General features: G+C 29.8%; 14 protein-coding genes. 2 read left to right on the top strand and 12 right to left on the bottom strand.

Translation table 11 applies throughout. The features are described 5' to 3' along the window. Nucleotides 1–783: 783 nt before the first annotated feature. The 12 genes from PLW95_05710 to PLW95_05655 form a co-directional block, all read right to left on the bottom strand. The gene (locus PLW95_05710; GenBank protein HOV22159.1) at nt 784–1,752 is read right to left on the bottom strand and encodes a Gfo/Idh/MocA family oxidoreductase; all 969 of its coding nucleotides are present in this window, start codon (nt 1,750–1,752) and stop codon (nt 784–786) included. Between the two features lie 55 nt (nt 1,753–1,807). Further along, nucleotides 1,808–2,563, bottom strand: coding sequence for an amidohydrolase family protein (locus PLW95_05705; GenBank protein ID HOV22158.1), 756 nt, complete (start codon nt 2,561–2,563; stop codon nt 1,808–1,810). After that, a complete protein-coding gene (locus tag PLW95_05700; protein ID HOV22157.1) occupies nt 2,560–3,333 on the bottom strand; it encodes an amidohydrolase family protein in 774 nt (257 codons plus the stop codon). Before PLW95_05700 ends, PLW95_05705 begins: the two co-directional genes overlap by 4 nt. 1 nt (nt 3,334) lies before the next feature. Next, nucleotides 3,335–4,768: a hypothetical protein gene (locus PLW95_05695; protein ID HOV22156.1), complete on the bottom strand. Its 1,434-nt coding sequence runs from the start codon at nt 4,766–4,768 to the stop codon at nt 3,335–3,337. Next, nucleotides 4,765–5,781 (bottom strand): Gfo/Idh/MocA family oxidoreductase, encoded by a 1,017-nt coding sequence (locus PLW95_05690; GenBank protein HOV22155.1) that lies wholly within the window; start codon nt 5,779–5,781, stop codon nt 4,765–4,767. The genes PLW95_05695 and PLW95_05690 overlap by 4 nt, the downstream gene beginning before the upstream one ends. Nucleotides 5,782–5,930: 149 nt before the next feature. Further along, nucleotides 5,931–7,001, bottom strand: coding sequence for a hypothetical protein (locus PLW95_05685; GenBank protein ID HOV22154.1), 1,071 nt, complete (start codon nt 6,999–7,001; stop codon nt 5,931–5,933). Continuing rightward, on the bottom strand, nt 6,989–8,032 hold the full coding sequence (locus PLW95_05680; protein HOV22153.1) for a dihydrodipicolinate synthase family protein: 1,044 nt from the start codon (nt 8,030–8,032) through the stop codon (nt 6,989–6,991). Before PLW95_05680 ends, PLW95_05685 begins: the two co-directional genes overlap by 13 nt. 16 nt (nt 8,033–8,048) lie before the next feature. After that, on the bottom strand, nt 8,049–9,875 hold the full coding sequence (locus tag PLW95_05675) for a hypothetical protein (protein HOV22152.1): 1,827 nt from the start codon (nt 9,873–9,875) through the stop codon (nt 8,049–8,051). Nucleotides 9,876–9,916: 41 nt separating this feature from the next. Continuing rightward, nucleotides 9,917–11,572 carry a hypothetical protein gene (locus PLW95_05670; protein HOV22151.1) on the bottom strand — a complete coding sequence of 552 codons (1,656 nt, stop codon included), beginning with the start codon at nt 11,570–11,572 and terminating at the stop codon, nt 9,917–9,919. A 3-nt stretch (nt 11,573–11,575) separates the two neighbouring features. Next, entirely contained in the window at nt 11,576–12,751 is a 1,176-nt protein-coding gene (locus PLW95_05665) for an amidohydrolase family protein (protein ID HOV22150.1), read from the bottom strand. 108 nt (nt 12,752–12,859) lie between these two features. Next, complete coding sequence (locus PLW95_05660) at nt 12,860–13,945, bottom strand: alpha/beta hydrolase family protein (protein HOV22149.1); 1,086 nt, start codon at nt 13,943–13,945, stop codon at nt 12,860–12,862. Between the two features lie 17 nt (nt 13,946–13,962). Continuing rightward, nucleotides 13,963–14,901 (bottom strand): uroporphyrinogen decarboxylase family protein, encoded by a 939-nt coding sequence (locus tag PLW95_05655; protein ID HOV22148.1) that lies wholly within the window; start codon nt 14,899–14,901, stop codon nt 13,963–13,965. A gap of 310 nt (nt 14,902–15,211) precedes the next feature. On the opposite strand from PLW95_05655, the gene glyS reads away from it, so the two are divergent. Both glyS and PLW95_05645 read left to right on the top strand, forming a co-directional pair. Next, nucleotides 15,212–17,293 (top strand): glycine--tRNA ligase subunit beta, encoded by a 2,082-nt coding sequence (gene glyS, locus PLW95_05650; protein HOV22147.1) that lies wholly within the window; start codon nt 15,212–15,214, stop codon nt 17,291–17,293. After that, on the top strand, nt 17,277–17,902 hold a 626-nt coding region (locus tag PLW95_05645), incomplete at its 3' end, for a serine hydroxymethyltransferase (protein HOV22146.1). The genes glyS and PLW95_05645, both read left to right, overlap by 17 nt.

Genomic DNA, 17,902 nt, shown 5'->3' with positions numbered 1-17,902 from the left:
CTTTATCAACAACTTTCTTTCCCCCATTTATTGCTAATTTCCCCATTCTCCCTCCTCCATTTTTAAAAGCATGTATAAATATTTATTCAACTTGTTTATGTTTAAGATCCACGGGGTAATGTCTATTTTTCCCTGTAAAAACAAGAAGCAACCATCCATAAAATTTTAACTACAAAAATTATAAAACATATTTTAAAGATGTCAAATCCGGCTCGTCCGTAGGGATCCTGCGGATTTTTCTCTTTTTCTTCCTAAATTATATTAAAACCTATCATATCCTTTCCCACTTCTCCTTCTCCCATCCCTTACCATAAGTTCCCCCTTTGATAAACCGATTAAGGAAGGTAGGAATAGCAAAGCAGAGTTGGTGCATTATCGTCTCCCAGATAGCACAACGGGGGAGGGGGATTGTTCTACACAGGCAGTTTAAAATATAGCATACGAACCAGCCCTACCCTCCTTCGCTAATGCTCAGACGGGCAGGCAAGGTAGAGATAAGTTGAGCAGACGGGGTTTAATAAGAGGAGATATAGAGAAATCCACCCCCTCAGGCGTAGCCCAGAGAAATTCTGTGGACCTACGGGCAAGGGAATTAATGTGTTGAGTAAGTATTTACCAAAATTCTTTAAGTTCCCTGTCTTGTTAAAATTATACAGAACATAAGTGAAGAAAATACCAGAACAAAAACAAATTGTACCAAGTAATTTATTCCCTATCCGCATAATGCTTCTTACGGCTTTAAATAAAGAGTCCTACCCTTACAGGCAGAGAATTACCTCATTATTAAATTTTTACCGGTACTCCTTTTTCTATTGATTCATGACTTTTTAGTGTAACTTCAAGTGTTTTAACTGCATCCTGATAATTTGATTTAATAATTTTACTATTTCCTGTCTTAACACCTTCTATAAAATTTTTATCTTCTACTAACATTGGATCTTCTTGTGAAATATATATTTCTTTTTTATTACCCTTATCTATTGTTAATGAATTCCCCTCATAAGTAAGCATTACTCCTTTACCAACTATTTCAACTCCAGAATACCATCCACTCCATAACCATGTACAACTTAAATTTCCAATTACTCCATTTTTAAATTTCATTGCTACAATAGATGCATCTTCAACATTATAGTCCTTATAAATTTTGTTATTTATTCCTTCAAACTTATAAGCAAAAACTTCTTCTACATCCCCAATTAAATATCTCATCATATCAACTGTATGAGTTGCCTGTTCAATCAATTGTCCTCCTGATAATTCCTTTTTGTGTAACCAACTTCCTTCAGCACCTGGTACCTGTCCAAAATATTTTCCTCTAACCAGACCTATTTTTTCATTTTTTATTACTTCTTTTGCTTTATTAACAACATCATAATTTCTTAAAACATACCCAACGCCTGTAATTAAATTCTTCTTTTCAACTTTTTTCGCTATTTCTTTACATTTTTCAAGAACTAAATGGACTGGTTTTTCAACAAAAAATGGTATCCCTTTTTCAATACATAATTCTTCCTGTCCATCATGAGCAAAAGGCGGAATACATATATAACAAGCATCAACTTTTTCCTCATCAAGCATTTTTTTATAATCTGTAAAGACCTTACCTCCATAAATTTGTGCCTTTTGTTTTGCCTTTTCTTCTACAACATCACAAAAAGCAACAAATTCAACATCTTCAATTTTTGAAAGTGCAGACATATGCGCTCCTGCTATTCCACCACATCCAATAAAAGATATTTTTACTTTCATTCCTTCCTCCATTTTTTGTTAAAGGTTTTTATGTTTATTTTTACTATAATTTGTTTTATTTTGCAAGAAAAGATGATAAATTTTTAAATGATATTTTATCAAATTGTTCTTTTGTAATAGTTGAATATTGAAGTTTTAATATAGATGATTCAGGATATAAAAAAGGAACATTTGAACCAAAGATAACCCTATCTTCTGAAATATATTTTAAAAGTGCTCCAAGTGTATCAAGACATTCAATAAAAGAAATATCAAAATATAAGTTTTTACACTTTTCAGAAAGTTTAATTACCTCATGCCAATAAAGACATAAGATAATTATTTTTAATTCTGGAAAGTCCTTTGAAATTTTTTCAATTTGTTTTATTTCTATATCCTTAAGATTTAAAACAGGGCTTTTTGACCTTTCATCTTCAAATCTTTTTTGAATTACAGGACTCATATCTAATTGACAAAGTTTTTCAAAAAATTTATAGACATCTTTTTCAATAATTGAATATCTATGGAATGATGGAACAATTTTTATAATTTTAATTTTATATTCTTTATTATACTTTTCTAATATCTCTTGCCAATTTTTAATTTTGGGATTTATAATAGGTAGACATTTAAAGTTGTTTTGCTTATTTAATTTTTTTATAACTTTTTCATTTAGAATATCAGGGTCAGGAGAAAAAATACCATCAATTGGTGAAATAAATCCCTCTTCTATTCCTTTATTTTTAATTTTATTAATATAATTTCTAAATGAATTAAAATATAAATTCCCAAATGGCCAGTTTCCCCAATTTATGTTTATGTCAATTATCATTTTAGCCCTAATAAATTTTTTGCATTTATACCAAGTATTAGTTCTTTTTCTCTTGCTGTTATTTTTGCTCCATATACTTTTGAAAGTTGAGCAGAAAAATCCCTACCAGGACAATCTGAACCAAATAATATCCTCTCTGCCCCCATCTTTTTCACTGCATATTCCATTATCCCTGTAACTGGTTGTCCTCCTGATATTTCTGCCCAAACATTATCAAAATTTTTAATTTCTAAAATTCCTCTTACTCCACAAGCAATTAAATGAGCCATTATTATTTTAACTTTTGGAAATTTTTTTGCTAAAATTGCAATATCTTCTGGGTCTGACTGACATACTTCTGGACCCCACCTACTATTTATATTGGTTGTATCCCATGCATGATGTAATATTGGCACATTTAATTTCTCTGCAATTTCTGCAACTTTAAAGACCCTTTTATCAGATGCATTACAGGATGCTTCAAGTTTTATTCCTTTTAAATTCCCTTTAACTATGCACCTTTCAATTTCTTGCTTAATAAATTTTTTATCATGTTCAGGATTTACAAAACAAAAACCTGAAAAAAAACAAGGATATTTTTTTACAAGTTTTATTGTCAGGTCATTTATTTTTTTTATTTGCTCATTATTTGGATGATATCCATAATAAAGAACATCTCCAAGAAAATTTATTCTTGTAATATTTAATTTCTTAGCAAAATTTATTAAATTCTCTACCTCTTTTAATTCTTTATCCTGTCTTGGATGAACATGTATATCAATAATTTCCATTTTAATCAATATCAGGACCTAATATCCCATAACTCCATACCTGTGGTTTTGATGTTATTTTATCATATTCTGGTAATTCCCCTGGTTTAAATTCCTTCATTAGTTTTAAACTCTCTTCTATAATTTTTTCTTCTGCATCAACCTCTAAATTTGATTCACTTGTTAAAACCGTCTCAAATCCACCGCCCGTCGGAAGAAATGCTTTCCTATCCGGTATATATCCAAGAAATCCATTCGAAAGTTCAACAAAAAAAGTTATTGGAAAATGTGATGCCTTTTTTACTTTAAGTCCAGTTGAAGAAAAAATTTCTCCAGGACTTGAAATTATTATAACAGGACCAATTTGAATTGCCTGAATTTCTATTTCAACTTCTGGTTGTTTCTTTGTTAAATAATCAAGAATTATTCTTTCTTTTGCAAATGTCCATTCAGTTGTTTGTCTTATATTTTCATTCTTTAATCCATTTTCTACAATTTCTCTTGCCATTTTTAATTTTTCCTCTGATTGTTTTCTTCTTTTTACATTAATTATTTTATTTTTAATTTTCAATGGAGAAAGAGACCCTTTTTCTTCTGTCAAAATAATTTTCAATGCCTCAAGCCCAACTCTTGTCCCAACGAAATGTGATATCTTTTCACCAAAATCAACTCTATCTGATAAATTATTTACCTGTGTTATATCTCCACTTGCTCCCTGTAATAATATTATATCCATATCTTCAAATATTTTTTTTATTATTTTTTCAGTATAAAATAACCAATCAGCAGAAATACCTCCTGGACCTGTCGTCAAATGGCAGGCAAAATTTATAAAAGTCCCTATTGGACTTTTATCTTTATTCCAGAAGGTTAAAACACCAACAGAATGGTCTATTGGGCCTGCTGGCTCTATTATATCAGGATTGTTTTTACCAGGATGTGTATAAACTCTATTATTCTTCATTTTAAATCTTCTGTTAAAACTTACTTTATCTTCATATCCATAACCGACATTACATATAACATCTTCTTTCTTTTTTTCAGCACATATTAAAGAATCAACAACTTTCCTTTTAAAAATTTCATAGTAAAATGGGTCAGAAATAGTTGAATATTCAGAAATGAGTTTTTTTGTAAGGGGGTCAGCATCCTGATAATTAAATGGGAAAAATAAAGGGCCTGCTGAATGCGTATGAGTTGCACCAATTAAGATATTCTCTTTTTTTATTCCAACTTTCTTTTCAATTTCTTCTTTTATTTCAATAACATTTTCTCTTGGTGGTGAAACTAATGTATCTGATACAACGATAGCAACTTCTTCATTCCCATCTTCTATAATACAACTTCTTACTTTTGTTGGGTCATGAATAAAATCTGCATATGCCTTTCTATATCCACTTGGTCTTTCCATTCCTATAAAAGGTGTAATATCTAATTGAAAAAATCCTGCTTTCATAATTCGCCCCCTATTTTTAAGGGTTTCCCCTTTTTTGCACTCTCAACTGCTTTTAAACAAGATATCACTGTTTTTGCACCTTCTATTTCATTTGTTGGTACTTCCTTATTATTTATAATACAATCTACAAATTCATCTATCTCTGCACTTACATTGTGAGAAGCAAGATTAACAGGAAAAGAAGCAAAATTAAAATTTGATTTCTCCCTATAATATTTCTTTGAGCATAAATAAATTTGTGGACTTGTATTATCACATATAATTGTCCCTTCTTTTCCATAAAAAACACTTCTCATTGTATACGGTCTAATACAGCCAATGGAAACAAAAACCTTTCCAATAACCCCATCTGGAAATTTATATATAGCAATAGTACAATCATCAACAGGCCAGTCAACCAAACACTTATGATTTGAATATGCACTAACTTCAATAGGGTCTCCTGCAATCCATCTTAAAAGGTCTACTGCATGACAACCACCACCAAGAAATGGTTCTCTCCTTTTATCTTTTCTCCAATTACCAATTCCTGTCGTTTTTGAATAATCGTGAGCATATTCACTTTCTACAAAAAACAATTCCCCTATATCTCCATTTTCTACCATCTTTTTCGCAAGAACAAAACCTGGAGCATATCTACAAACCTGTCCTACCATAAACTTTTTGCCTGTTTCTTTCACTACTTTAACAATTTCTTTTGCCTCCTCAATTGTTGGTGTCATTGGTTTTTCACACAAAACATTTTTCCCATTTTTTAAAGCATAAATTGCCTGCTGACAATGAAAAAAATCAGGAGAAGCAATAGAAATAATAGAAATTTCTGGTATATTTATAAGTTCTTTATAGTCATTAACTGCGATTTTAATATTATACTCCTGCTTTGTCTTTTCTAATAGTTTCTCATCAGTATCACATATCCCATAAACCTCTGTATAAGGATTTCTTCTATAACCTTCAATATGTGATAATCCCATCCTTAGTCCAATAACACCTACTTTTATTTTCTCCTCCATTTTTCTCCTCCTTGTTATATTTTTGGTTCTGCCAAAATTTTAGTTAATTATTTCTTTTCCCCTCATCTAATTTTTTCCACTAACAGAAAAGTGATTAAAAAATATCTTTTTAGGTTAACATATTGTATTATTTTACAATAAATTATAATTTAAAAAACATTGATTTTTAGGAGAGGGAGTAAACCAGTTTCAGAGTCAAATAAAAGAAAATAAAAAACTTTTTCAAATTTTGTCCCTTCAATTCCAAAATTTATTGAACTCTTGCCCATAAGAAAACTTAAAAGTTGCACATTTTCTGCCCCAACTTGAATATAATCAAGAATGTCCTTACCAGTATAAATTCCACCAGTTGCAGAAATATGAACATCTGGAAATAATTTTTTTACTTCCTTTATCTGTTGTATATTCCTTTCCTTCAATTCTTTTCCACCATGAGCACATCCAAATTCTTTTTTAAAAATCCTGTTTGCAATAACAACTCCATCTGCTTTTCCTTCAACTGCCGCTTTTACCATTTCAATCTGGAAATCAATCCCAAACTCAAGGTTCATAATTTTTGGAAAAACAGATATATCTTTTTTTACTGATTTTATAATAGAAGGAATATTTTTATACCATCTCAATATATTCTCTTTTTCAATCTTTTCTTCTTCTTTCTCCAACTGGGGGCAAAAATCAATTTCAAATATCCTTGCACCCACATTATATAATTTCTCTGTTGTATATATCCATTCATCTTTTTTTATTTCTTCATCAGGTAATGGAAAATGAGCAATTATTGAAGATATGATTAGAAATTCATTATCTTTTTCATATTTAAAAACATCTTCTGCAAAGTATAAATACTCATCTAAATTTCTTGTATCTCCCCTACCATCCCAATGTATTATAGGAAATTTCTTATCAATATCATAATTTTCATAAATACTTTTTAAATAAGTAGGTGGAGTTCTGTAAAGTTCCATACTGCAATTACCTTCTTTATCTTCCCCAACAACTGATTTTAAAACACAACCACCAAAGTTCGCCTCTCGTATTTGCCTTATCTGAGTTTGTGTTCTTGTAAGTTGACCAGGCGCAACAATAAGAGGATTTTTTAGGTAGAAATTACCATATTTCGCAGATAAATCTATACCTATAATTTCTTTTATCCTTTTTTCAATTTCTCTTCTTAAATTTCTATCTTCATATAATTTTTTTAATTCCTCTATTTTATCCATTTATTTAGATTTTTTTTTACAAATTCATCATCCCTTAAATATGAATACTCACTAAAAATTCTATCAATTTCTTCTTTCTGACCAGGAGAAAGTGTAATATCCTGGTTAATACACCAATTTCCTTCAAGAAGTCCGGACCTTCTCAAAATTTCATTTATACCAGGAATACACCCAGAAAATTTGTTATTGGCATCAAAAACAGCACTATTTACATCTGTTATTGCTGCGGAAAGTGTTAAAATCTCTTGTGGGATAGGACTATTTTCTTTAATTATTTCTTTTATCTCATTAAATATATCAACACTCTTTTTTGTCCAAAATGCCCAATGTCCCAATAAACCTCCAACAATCCTTATAATTTTATTATTAAATTTGAAAGGAGTAATTAAATCAATAATAATATTATCATCATTTCCAGTATAAACAGCAATATCTTTTTCTCTTCCTGTTTCTACAATTGCTCTTATTACATCTATTGTTCTATATCTATCAAAAGGGGCAACTTTTACTGCAATAACATTATCTATTTGGAAAAATTTACACCAAAATGAAAAACTTAATTCTCTTCCACCAGTTGCTGGTTGAAGATAAAAACCAAATACAGGAATAATACGAGATACTTCTTTTGTATGTTCAATCAAAATATCATCATCTTTTTCATCTGTAAAAGTTCCTAAATTTAAAAGACCTGCATCATACCCCATATCCCTTGCTATTTCACCTTCTTTTGTTGCTTGTTCTGTCTTCCCACATATTCCAGCAACTTTAATTATTTCATCTTCAAGTTTATATTCTTTAATTGTTTCTATTGCCAACTGGAGAACAGGTTTGTAAAGTCCTACTTTGGGATTGTGAATTTCAAATTGAGTTGTGTGAACTCCAACTGCAATACCCCCAACACCTGATTCAATATAATATTTAGTTAATCCCTTTTGCCTTTTTTCATCTAATTTTCTTTCTTTTGTAAGTGCTAAAGGATGAGCAGGAATAAATACTCCCTTTCTTAAATTTTCCAATATTTTTTTATTCATAATTAAAAATCTCCTTTTATTTTTTACACTTTTCTAATGAAAGTTTGTATTTAATAAAATTTCCTTTTGTCTTAAAACAACCAACTTTATAAATTCCATTTCTATTAGGTGCAGAAAATGGCTCAACAAAAGTATCAACTACACCAGAATCTAAACATTCAACTTTATAAATACAATTTAGATATTTTACTTCAAATTTTTTATTTCCTATCTTAATATCAGAAATATTTTCCCCATCTGTCTGTAATAAAGGAATTTGCACTAAAATATCTTTTACACTACCACTTATTTCATCCTCTATTTCTATCCCTTCTTTATTTATTGTATATGCCTCTTTTATTCTATTTTCAAATTTCCCTTTATATATAACTTCAAATTTAACTTCTTCTGTTTCTTCCTTAATAATTTTTACTTGGACATCTTCTATTTTATCACTTAAATCAGAAAGATAATATTTATTTCCTACCTTATCCTCCCAGCCAGGACCAATAGATACATTTCTTAATGATGGTTCAACTGACACAGAATAATTTGGTTTTGAAGCAATAGGTGTTGATAGCCCAAGTTCAGTTGGAATTGAAATTTTATGAATTCTTCCTAAACCAGTTGCATCATAATTGTTATCTGCCTTTGTGTCTATTTCTATATGATAACCACAACATGTAGCAAATACTTTATGAAAAGCATCCGGTAAGTTCAAAATATATCCACCAATTTCATAAAGAGTTTGTCTTTCCTCAATTGAGTCATCTGCTAAAAGATATGCAAAACCAAATTGACTGGCAATAAGTAAAGAATAAGCACTAAAAAAACCATAACCGCGTTGCCATCCATGTTGGATTTCAGGAGGGAAACTATTTTTAATATGTCTAAAAGGGGATAATCCTAACCATCTTTTAATTGATAAGGCAGTTAGTCTAGCAGTGCGTTTGAAAGCACCTGCAATTTGTAGTTCCCCTTGTCTTTTATATCTGTTTGCCTCATACTCACAAATTAAAGATATTGTCGCTTCATTGAAATGATATTGATTACTTCTGCCTCCAAAAGGCGATTCACCAGTTGTAGATAAAAACAAAAGCGTTGTTAATCCTCCTCTTCTTAAAATCTCATTCAAATCTTTAGAATATTTCCCTTTATATCCAAAATATTCCAATAATGATAAATTCATCCTCGCTGTCCAATCATAAGTCATTGGGTCATTTGGGTCTCTATACATCCCATATTCAGTGAAAAATTGTATCTGTGTCTCTAAATGCCTTTCTATGAAATCAGAATTATCTGCTATTTTATATGCTTTCTTAAAACTCTCCCCTGCTAAACCAAATGTGCAAAAATTATGAATATCTTCTGGCTTATTTTTAGAAAGAACTGCTACATAATTTTTTTCTGGGTCATATTCACCAAGATACTTTTCCCATTTTTTAACCAATTTTTTATCTACTTTATCCTTTAATGCCAAATATCCCTGCATACATTCTTTAACATAAAATTCTGGTCCACTGATATGTGGTCTCTCAAACGAATAATATAGGTCTTCACATGCCCTATTCATACTTTTTATACAAATATCAATTAAATCCAAACAATGTCCCGTCCTAATCAAAAATCCTAATGCACCTACAAAACGGGCTGTAGCAGTAGATGTTTCTTCTTTCTTATAAGGGTCTATTATTCTACCTCCTTTATCCTGCCAGGAAACAGCAACTCTTACAATTGATTCGCTTAATTCAATATAAATCTCCTTTGTAATTCTTGTAGATTCCCATTTTTTAGAAAATTGTCTTTGTCGTTCAAAAAGTTCCTTTACTTTTTTATCTAAAGGGTAAGATTTTAATTTATCCATTTTTTGCTTCTTCTTTTGTTTCTTCAATTTTTATTTAAAAATTATTTTACTCGTATTAAAATTTCATTTTTAGGTGATTTGGAAGTGAGTTCAAATATTAACTTTCCACGAGCAGATTCAGGAGGAGAAGCACCATTTATTGCATAAGGATTAAAAGGATATTCTGGCCAATAAAAAAATGTATGTTTCTTTAACGATTTTATAAGATAATGTTTTGTCTGGATAGTTTGACTCTTTTTAACAAAAATAACTTCTGAATAAATAGGGTCAACAATAAATTTATATTTTCCACATTTAACTCTTGTCCCTTTTTCAAGACACAAAAGAAGGGATGATTGAATTTTATCTGCCCCTGAAAATTTAATAACTTCAAACATTATTTTTACCTGTTTTTCTCCTGAAAACCTAACCGATATTGAACATTTTGTACCTGCAAAATCCAATATTACTTTATCTTCATTTTCCTTTGAAAATACTTGACTTGCATCAGGACACCATAGCCGAAATGTTCCTTTCCATAGAGAAAAATTTGCCCAGGTAGGTTGTTCTTTTGAATTACCTCCTCCTATAATAAGTCCACATAACTTATACCAGATTGAAACAAAATTTGACCTATCCTGTATCCATCTATTATTTGATAACTCTGACTGAATTTTTGCAGGAGCTACATAACCTGAAAGACAGGTATAAAAATTTTTATGTTTTCTTACAATAGCATTCCCATTATATACCCTTGAATATTCTGTTAATTCCTGAATAATTTTATCTTTCGGTTTTATCTCATCAGGCCATATTTCTAAAGCAGAAGTTAAATATGGCGAACAAAGACCTTTTGGGTTTTTCAAACAAAGATTTTTTACCAAAAATGCACTAAATCTTTTGCCTTTTTCTGTTGTAAGAAAACCAGGAAGGCCCATACAAGATGGATTAGAATTATACTTCACTCTACCATCAATTGTTTCTACGAGAGAACCGTCAGGATAAGTAAAATGAATATGAAAATTAGTTGCTGTTTTAAGGGATGGAATAACAAATTCATCTTTTGATGCACAATAATAAAGTCCTAAGGAATGAACATATACAAGATTATAAGAAGTTGTGGGACCTTGTCCTTCTTGCCAATAGCCATCTGGATTCATTGATTTAACTACTTTTTTAATAAATTCCTTTGCATATTTTTGCCATTTTTCATTTTGGAAAGTCAAACCTGCTTTAAAAATAGCCATTGCATTCCATGTAGGGATATTATGTACTTTTGATTTTTGAAGTTCTTTAAAAATACCTTCAAAAGCAATATAAAGACCTTCCTGCCAACTATTAGCGCGTTCAGATGGAAGAAAATTTTTCAAAAGACGAAATGTCTCAAGCCAGTGAAACATAGACCAGCACATATAGGTCTTTCCCCATTTTGAACCATCAATTTTGACAAATTCAACTTTCCCATCAGCATCTTGGGCATTCCTTAAAGCATCTCCTCCACAAAAACACAAATTCAAAATTTCATCATTTTTATAATAAGGATTTTCTGGATGCTTATTTACATAAAGATAACTTAATGGAAATATTACATCCTGGTTTGTAACTGCCCATCCACCATTTTCAGCAAGAAATCGCCCTGTTTTTTTATCAAAATTTGACTTACATTTATCAACACCTTTTACAATAAGACGGACAAGAGAATTTTTTGAATTTTCCATTTTTTATTTTTTTACTTGTTCAAATTGGTTAAAAATTATTTTCCCCTTTTTTGTTATCATTAGAATAGATTCTTTTTTACAAAGAATAGAAATATCAGTTAACGGGTCCCCTTCAATTACCATCAAATCTGCATTTTTACCCTTTTCTATTGTTCCTGTTCTATTAAGTATTCCAAATGCCTCTGCTGTTTTTGAAGTAGCAGTAATAATTGCTTCCATTGGAGAAAAACCACATTTAACCAATTCATATATTTCATACATAATAGAACCAGGTCCACCATCTGTTCCTGTTATTATTTTTACTCCTATCTTTAATGCTTTTCCTACTGCCTCACGATGAAATGGATTTACTTCTTTCATCCTTTCTCTCATATAAATTGGCAAATTAGGGTTTTCAAAAACTTTTTCGCTTGTTATATATAATGTTGGCATATACCAGAGACCTTTTTCTACAATTTTCTCCAAACAAATATCATTTATTAAGACACCATGTAAAATAACATCACATCCAGCAGAAATAGCATTAGAAATGCCAGGGTCAGCATGAGCATGAACATGGACTTTTTTCTCTCTTGAATGAGTTTGCTCAACAAGGACTTTTAGTTCTTCATAAGTATAATCAGTATGAGTTAATTTCTCATGTTCCCATTGAAATCCACCAGATGCAGTTGTTTTTATAAAATCAACATTTGCTCCTATCATCTCTCTTACTGCTTTTCTTATTTCCCAGGGGCCATCTGCACTTTTACCTCTCACATGCCCACAGGTTGGTGTAATAGCCCCTCCCACTAACATTTCAGAACACCCTAAAATAGAGCCAGAATTTATTAAATCACGAAGTATTACATTTTCTATAGAACCTGCTGCATGTGCTACAACACCAGTTCCCCATAAGAGACATTCCTGTAATTTACCTACCGCACCTAAATTTGCTTTTATATGTCCAAAGTGGTCTAATCTTCCTGGCTCACCACTTATATGCATATGTCCATCAATAAATAGTGGCAATAGAGTATTATTTTTTACATCTATTTTTCTATAATTTTCTCCAATAGAAATTTTTTTGTTTACAATTATATCTTCAATAAAAGAATTGTTTAAGAGAACTGAACAAGAAGAAATCGGGATAGAATTTTTGCCATCAATAATTTTTGCATTTAAAAGTGCTATTTTCTCCATATTTCTCCTTTGGTAATATTTATTTCCACTTACAAATAGGGAATTAACTATCCATAAATTTATAGATTTTTCGTAAATATTCCAAGCACTTCCTGAATATATAATTCACTAAATATTATTACCTCTTAATCTTTTATCTAAAAAAGCATAGGCAATTTCTCTTTGTTCTAATAAAAAACTATGCCCGTTCATGTGGAGAATATTTTTAAAGTTATTCTCTGTTTTATATAGCGAAAAAACTTTTGATACATTCTCACTCAGGTTATTAAAAGCACCCCTGGTGATATTTTCTTCTTCTATTGTGTACATACAATCATTTAATGCAGAAATATTCATTATTGCTCTCGGAGCAATAAGCCCCAGATATTCATGCATATCTAAGGGAAAATGTTTACCTGTATAACAATATGGTCTTAAAAAAGGAATACCTACCCACCATCCAGTCCGGGCCCAGTTGAAAGGATTTTTAGATAACCTTTCTGGCCACATTCCACAACTGGAAATACCAACTTTAATTCTTTTATCTAATACCATTGAATGAATAGTAATTCCGCCACCCTGAGAATGCCCAATAGACCCAATTCTTTCTGAATCAACTTCGTCCATTGATTGAAGAAAATCTATTGCTCTACTTACATCCCATAAATCTTTTCCTCTTACTGACCATTTTGGATATTTTTTATAAAATGGCGCTGTATCAAAAGGTGCATATCCTTTATAACAACGTTCCCCTGCAGTCAGAAGGTCATAAGACATAGTTATATACCCACGCTTAACTAAATGAAGTGCATATGCTCTATCCTGTCCCTTTTCAGTATTGTCATTGCCTATTGTTTGTTCTTTTCCCAAGGGTGTTGTTGGATGAATACATAAAACAGCAGGCACTTTGGTTTTTAAATTTTTTGGAATTAAAACATAAGCAGAAATTTTTTCATCAGGCTCTACAAAATATTCAATTTTACGTTTAATATAATCTCCACAATTATTTTCCTCAATTATTTTTGAGGATAGAGGGCAAGAAATTTGAGGTATTTCTCCTAACATCTGTAAGAAAATTTCTCTTAGGGCTTTTGCTTTTACTTCCCACTCTTCAACAGTAATAATTTTTTCAATTTTAGATGGACTCTGTCCCATAGTTAAATTTTTATCACCTTTTCTCATATATAATAAGTCGTCAAACTTTATTTTATCCATTTTTTTCTCTCCTATTTTTACTTTTCTTTTAATTCTCTTGCTATTTTTAGAAGACATTTAATTTTGGGTTCGTCTTTTAAGCAACCAAGGTAAAAACTTATACAAGATGGTTTAAATTTCGCTCTTTCTTTATATAATTCAACTAATTCATCTTCAGATAAGTCCCTAATTTCCCATGGTAATATGCGAGAAGTAAACTTACATGGACAATATTTAGATAATAACTCTGGATTAAGATATTGGTCAGCACTTGGGTCAAATTTTTCTATATTTAGTTCTTTAAGAAAAGGCAAGTGTTCTAACCTTAACAATTCACTATGAAGATACCTTTCTGTTGCTTTATTTCCTTGATAAATTTTTTCCCAGTATGGAGCAACAAATTCTTTGAAAATTTTTGGTGGGAACATTCCTGCAAAATCATCAGGAAGACCTTTAGAACCTGGTTGTATTGGTTCTCCAAAATAATTACAAAGTGTATTTGCATAATTTAACGCACTTTTAACACTGAAATTTAAAAGTTTATGTGCTTTTTCAGGGTCATCATATGGAAGAGTTAAAAAACCTGAACCCATAATTAACACAGCAGTGGTTATTGGTCCCTCAAAAAGATGCCCAATAAAATTAGGGCTTTTTGGATAACGCTTTTTTATTTCATAACAAACTCTTAATCTTTCTTGAATTATAGGTGCATTTAAATAATCTTTGGGTTCTGTTAAATTATCAATTTCTTCTGGACTTTTTATAATTGGAAATGGTTTTGGCTCACCATCTTCAGGAAAAACAATTTTTGCTCCCAAAGATGCTATATGAGGATAGCAAAATCCTGCTATTCTTGGTACAGGTGCTTCTACATCCAATCTTTTAGCAATAGGTTTAATTTTCTCATATGCATTACAAATTGCTTCTACATCAAAATGCAATTTAATCTGAGGAATACCTGCCACTTCTGCTAACAAACTCTCTGAAAAAACAAAACTAAAATTTTGTCCTATTTTTCTTCCTCTCTTTAAATTGGTCTTGCAAAATTACTTTTCGAATTTAATTCTCTTATTTTATAATTAAAATATACCTTTTGAAAATTGTCGACAAAATGAAATGTGACACTTTTATTTTAAAACCTCTAAATTTTAAATTATAAAATCTAAGATATTCTTCAAAAAAGTCAAATTATATTATCCTATTTAAGAATATTTTAACTTATTATTAAAAAATTGAAAGAGGGAAGAAAATTTAATATAATTGTAAAACATTAACCACAGGAGAAAAATGAGTTATTTTATAATTGAAATTGGATGTGAGGACTTACCTGAATGGATTGGAGAATATTTTAAAGAAAATTTTATCCCTGTTTTTACAAGAGAAATTAAAGAAAAAAGAATTAATTTTGAGGAAATTTCTCTTTTTTATACAAATAGAAGAATTATTTTATATGGAAAAAATGTCTCACCTTTTCAAAACGACTATATTGCAGAAATTTCAGGTCCCCCAGCAGATATTGGAATTGATAAAAATGGAAAATATACTTTACCAGCAATAAAATTTGCAGAGAGCCAAAATGTAAAAGTTAATCAATTAAAAATAAAAGAAAAAAATAATAAAAAGGTTCTGGTAGCGATAAAAAAAGAAAAAGGGAATAAAACATATAAACTTCTTCCTGATATTTTCTTAACCTCTCTTAAAAAAATTGAAATCCCAAGGTCAATGAACTGGAATGAAGAAAACATAAAATTTATAAGACCCATAAGGTCTATATTATCTTTATTTGATAATAAAACAATTCCAATAAAATATGGAAATATTAAAAGTTCAAATTTTACTTCTGGTCATAGAGTTCTATCTCCTAAAAAAATAAAAATTAAACACATAAAAGAATATCCTGATAAGATGCTTAAAAATTTTGTGATTTTTGACCAGAATGTAAGAGAAAAATTTATTGAAGAAAAAATAAAAAATTCATTGCCATTTCAATGTAGATATGATGAAAATTTGGTAAAGAATATATCAAATTTAGTTGAATATCCAATCTTAAAAATAGGAGAAATTTCTGAAAAATATAAGGGTATTCCTGATAGAGTAAAAGAAGTCGTTATAAAAAAATTGAAATGTATTCCTCTTTTTACTTCTGACAGTAGTTTATATAATAAATTTATAATAGTTCTTGATGGAGTTGACAAAGAAGAAATAAAAACAAATTATGAAAGTGTAATAATCAATAAACTTGAAGATGCAAACTTTTTCATTAAAATGGATACACAAAAGCCATTGAAACTATATTTAGATGATTTAAAAAAAATTGTCTTTCACCCAAAATGGGGTTCAATATATGAAAGAGTTGAACGACTTCAAAAAATTTTTGAATGCCTGAAAGAAAAATTAGATATAAGTGAGACAGAAGAAAAAAATATAAAAGAAATTATTTCATTATGTAAAAATGATCTTGCAACTTTAATGGTTACAGAGTTTCCCGAATTACAGGGAGTTATTGGGAGAATTTATGCTGAAAAAGAGGGCTATGAAAAAGTTATTTCTCTTTCTATAGAAGAACATTATTTACCAGAATTTACAGGAGATAAAATCCCTGAATTTAAAGAAGGATGTATTGTTTCAATCATTGATAAGTTAGAAACACTTGTATGTTTTATAATTGAAGGAATTGAACCAACTGCAAGTACTGACCCATATGGACTAAAAAAAATGGCAAACGGTATAATAGAGATAATATGGAAAAAAGAATTAAATTTCCCATTAAAAGAAAGTATAAAAGAAGCTCTTTTTGTTTTTAATAACAATGAAGAAAAAATAGTAGAAAAAATCTTAAATTTCTTTTTACAACGGGTGGATAACCTTCTTGCAGTTGAAGATATTATACCAGGAATAAGAAAATCAGTTATTTCAGTTGAAAAAGAAAATTTATTGACTTTGAGAAAAAAAATAGATGCATTAAAGGAATTTTTAAAAACAGAAAAAGGGATTGATGTTTTTGTCCCATTTGTAAGAATTGCAAATATTTTAAAACAAGCAGGAGAAAGGAAAATTAGTTTTGGACAATTTGATGAGAATTTACTTGTTGAAGATGAAGAAAAAAAACTTTATGAATTTTATAAAAAACAAAAAGAGAAATATTTAAAATTGAATGAAGAAAATAATTTTTCTGCTTTATTGAATACATTTGCTGAGTGGAGAGATATAGTTGATAATTTTTTTGATGAAGTTCTTGTTATGAGTCCTGATGAAAAATTAAGAAATAACCGACTTTCACTTTTAAATAAAATAAATCAATTGTTCAGTCATTTTGCTGATTTTTCATATTTATCATTAAAGGAGATTGAAGATGCTAAAAAAATTTGACCCTGAAATTTATAAAGCGCTGGTTGGAGAAACAAAAAAACAAAGAGAAACAATAAATTTAATTCCTTCTGAGAATATTGTTAGTAAAAATGTTCTAAAAGTTGTTGGTTCTGTTTTTACCAATAAATATGCAGAAGGATATCCCGGACACAGATATTATGGGGGATGTAAATTTGTTGATATTGTTGAAACAATTGCAATAGAAAGAGCAAAAAAACTATTTCACTCCCAACATGCTAATGTTCAACCACATTCAGGAAGTCAGGCAAATATGTCTGTTTATTTTTCTGTTTTAAAACCAGGTGATAAAATCCTTGCGATGAATATAAAAGATGGAGGTCATCTCACCCATGGGACTCCTATGAACTTTTCAGGAAAACTTTATAATGTAAAATTTTATGGAGTTAATAAAGATACGGAATTGATTGATTATGATAATGTAAGAGAAATTGCTTTAAGGGAAAAAGTAAAAATGATTGTATGTGGAAGTAGTTCTTATTCAAGAATTATTGATTTTGATAAATTCTATCAAATTGCAAAAGAAATTGGTGCATACTTACTTGCAGATATTGCTCATATTGCAGGTCTTGTAATTGCTGGTATTCATCG

The sequence above is a fragment of the bacterium genome, assembly GCA_035370465.1.
Taxonomy (GTDB): domain Bacteria; phylum Ratteibacteria; class UBA8468; order B48-G9; family JAFGKM01; genus JAGGVW01.
This window is presented reverse-complemented; position numbering and strand designations above follow the sequence as displayed.